The sequence below is a fragment of the Pseudomonas sp. M47T1 genome, from assembly GCF_000263855.1.
Classification (GTDB): Bacteria; Pseudomonadota; Gammaproteobacteria; order Pseudomonadales; family Pseudomonadaceae; genus Aquipseudomonas.
On record NZ_AJWX01000053.1, the window covers coordinates 1 to 2,739 of the forward strand.

Here is a 2,739-nt window from a genome sequence, read left to right on the forward strand (position 1 = left end):
GATCGGCTAGGCGGTAGTCGGCGCAGTGGCGTTCCCTTCTAAGTCTCGTTTGATGGCGTTTGGGCGCTATTCACCTTCTCTACTCCTCCCCGGACCAATACCAAAACGTAGCTCCCCATGATGATTCTTTAAACTCCGGCATAACTTCACCTTGTTTAAATCGCTGCCGAACGTTGTTATTTGCTGGGCTGTACCAAAAGCCGGCTACACTGCAATGTTCTCCAGCTGCAAGGCGACGTGGCGACCGTGTGATCTCCTCGGCTTCGTCAAAGCGCGCGTACCAACGCTTGCTACTCTCCTCGTCAAATGTATTTCCATATGCAGAATAGGTATGCAGTTGGTCGGGTTTTGCAATCCGAATAGGCTTTATAACTCGATTGACCGCTACATAAGCTTCTGGGTTGTCCCCCTGTTGCGAACCTAGTTCTGGGTAGTCCCCAGCCCTAATTATCGTGCCGCAATCATAGCTGAATATCTGGATGTCGGTATGTTTGGTAAGCGCTTTGGTGATAGAGTCGAGCCCTCCAAGCTTGTCAATGAATTTCGTTGATAATATTGTGTACCAGTTCGCACCTTTAATAGAGTTAACGAGCTCAAGGGCAAAGTTTATGACAAGAGAATCTACTTCTAGTCCCGGATGCTGCTGAGCTAGCTGATACTCAATTGGCTCATAATTGTAGTGGTCATACGGCAGCGCGGAGGACAGCCCCCCATATCCATGATCAGCTTGGATTTGGTTGCAGAGATAAAATAGCCATTGGTGATAGTGCTGCACGCCGCTGGGCTGCTTCAATGTCTCCCACGGTAAGGTTAGCTTGATGAAAGAACGTCTAGAATCACCGTGGACTTCCTGAGAGTTCAAGATGGCCAGGCTGTACTCCGCTGCCTCGGAAACAGATTTTGCGCTACTGAGTTCCCATTCATATTTTTCATTGGGTTTGGATTGAAGTATTTGTTCTTTCGTTTTTTCGAAGCTTTGGTCTGTGATTTTTTTGAATTTTTTATGGAACTGACCATTCAATAAATGGCCGTACTCTTTTTTGAAGCGTTCAAAGCACTGCATTGCTCTTTTTTTACTGTCGGACGTGTAGCCGCCACAAAAATAAATCGTAGCAATCAATCCTAGCTTTACTACTGGCGTTCGATCTGCTAGTTCAAATTCTAAATTAGGAGCTTGTGCTTCGAGTATTTCTAATTTGCTCATGATCTTATCCCTAACCAGCTATAGCGGCTGAGGTGGCAGCCGTGCTACCCAGCACTCCTGCTAATAGCGCCCAGAAAACCTGAGCAATCCGCAATATTACAATCAGTGGTGCAAGTAAAGTAGCTGGAATTCCGACGGTAACTAACGTCGCTCCAACGACCACGGCGCCGATCGAAATTACAACTATAGCGAGTGCATATTTTGTGCCTGGATCCATCATTACCTGAGTCCAATTCACTTCCTTTAGCATGTCTGTGGTTAGGTCCGTATATCTTTGGATTTCTTTCCAGGCTGCCTTTAATTGCTCATCGGTCCACTGTGTGATTTGAACGCCTTCCTCAGTGATCCAAGTCCAATTACCTTGAATTTCGTCTCTTGCCCAACTACCGTTCTCAGTTAACCATTTTTTTGAGCTTTCGAGGTGGTTTTGAATTTCTGCTGACAAGTAGCGGACGCCTTCAGCACCTTGCTCTATAACTCCTGCCACTTCCCGCTGTACCAACTGGGTCCAGCTTTCCACTTGTGCTGGTCTCGCCGTTGGCTCAGGGCCGTACACAGGTACTGGTGTCGGCGCTGGCATGGGGGGCATTTCTGGAGAAGTAACGGGCCCTAGAGGGTGCCATTGTTTGGAATCATATGCAGCCGTTGGCTTGAAGTTTCTGTTATATTCGTGGTCTCGTTCTTTGTCGTCGTCTGTACGGCAATCACTTATTGACAATACAGAAAAGCGTGTAGGGCTTCCCGCGATTATTATATAGTCCTGCGCTTGATCCCGTGAAAGCTCATCCCCGGGAAACTTAATCTCCACGACCCGCTCCAGGTTGTCCGGCTGAGAAAGCCCTTGATGGTCGGTGCCCGCTCGTCCGGGCCAGCGGATACTTCTGTTTTTTACGATTATAACATCCGGACGTCGCAGCAACCCTCCCGTAGAACCTTTGGGGAATGGAGTAAGCGTATGGCGTCGATCGGGATCAGCGTCTACATCGCTTTTGAGTAGCGAGGAGCTTAGGAAAGGTTGTGGCGGCGTGTAGCTCATATCAAAGCTAACCTCTGCCTTATAATCCCAAAAGTAGTCATAGCGATACTCGTCTGCTCGAATCAATCCACTCATGACAATTTGTTTTAACTGTATTTCAGAGGGGGTCCCCTCTCTTGTGCAGCGGATAGCAATCTTTGGAAATCGCGCAGCATAGCTAGCTTTTTCCATTAAATAAGGGAGATTTCTAGGGCTGGGCAAGGGAGCTCGTTCAACCGTGCCTTCGATGCTGGTAGTGGTGCATCCTTGCGATGTTTGGGGTTGTTGCAGTACGGCCATGGCTTAGCCCTCCGGATTGGCATCTTTAAGATCAAGCGTCATCTTCCTGGGAGCGCTTTCCCCAGCCCTGATCAATGGCTGATCGGGCTCTTGCTTACGAGCTGGGGTCATCAAATTCACCTCCGCGGGGTCGTTGGTATGGACCTGAAAAGTCTTGCCGTTTTCATCCGAGTAGCCGGCCAAACGCGTGCCATCTGGTTTTACCAAGGTGTAGGGCACC

At 48.7% G+C, this 2,739-nt stretch carries 3 protein-coding genes; all 3 read right to left on the reverse strand.

Annotation, left to right across the window (positions count from 1 at the left end; translation table 11 throughout):
- Positions 1 to 79: 79 nt before the first annotated feature.
- On the reverse strand, positions 80 to 1,204 hold the full coding sequence (locus PMM47T1_RS28380; protein WP_043301662.1) for a type VI immunity family protein: 1,125 nt from the start codon (positions 1,202 to 1,204) through the stop codon (positions 80 to 82).
- Between the two features lie 10 nt (positions 1,205 to 1,214).
- On the reverse strand, positions 1,215 to 2,519 hold the full coding sequence (locus PMM47T1_RS29455) for a VRR-NUC domain-containing protein (protein ID WP_008375812.1): 1,305 nt from the start codon (positions 2,517 to 2,519) through the stop codon (positions 1,215 to 1,217).
- A gap of 3 nt (positions 2,520 to 2,522) precedes the next feature.
- A partial coding sequence (locus PMM47T1_RS30545) for a hypothetical protein (RefSeq protein ID WP_238536673.1) occupies positions 2,523 to 2,739 on the reverse strand: 217 nt, incomplete at its 5' end.

Excerpts from the sequence above, each read along its gene's own strand:
- PMM47T1_RS28380 (WP_043301662.1), bottom strand. The coding sequence starts at position 1,204 with ATGAGCAAATTAGAAATACTCGAAGCACAAGCTCCTAATTTAGAATTT.
- PMM47T1_RS29455 (WP_008375812.1), bottom strand. The coding sequence starts at position 2,519 with ATGGCCGTACTGCAACAACCCCAAACATCGCAAGGATGCACCACTACC.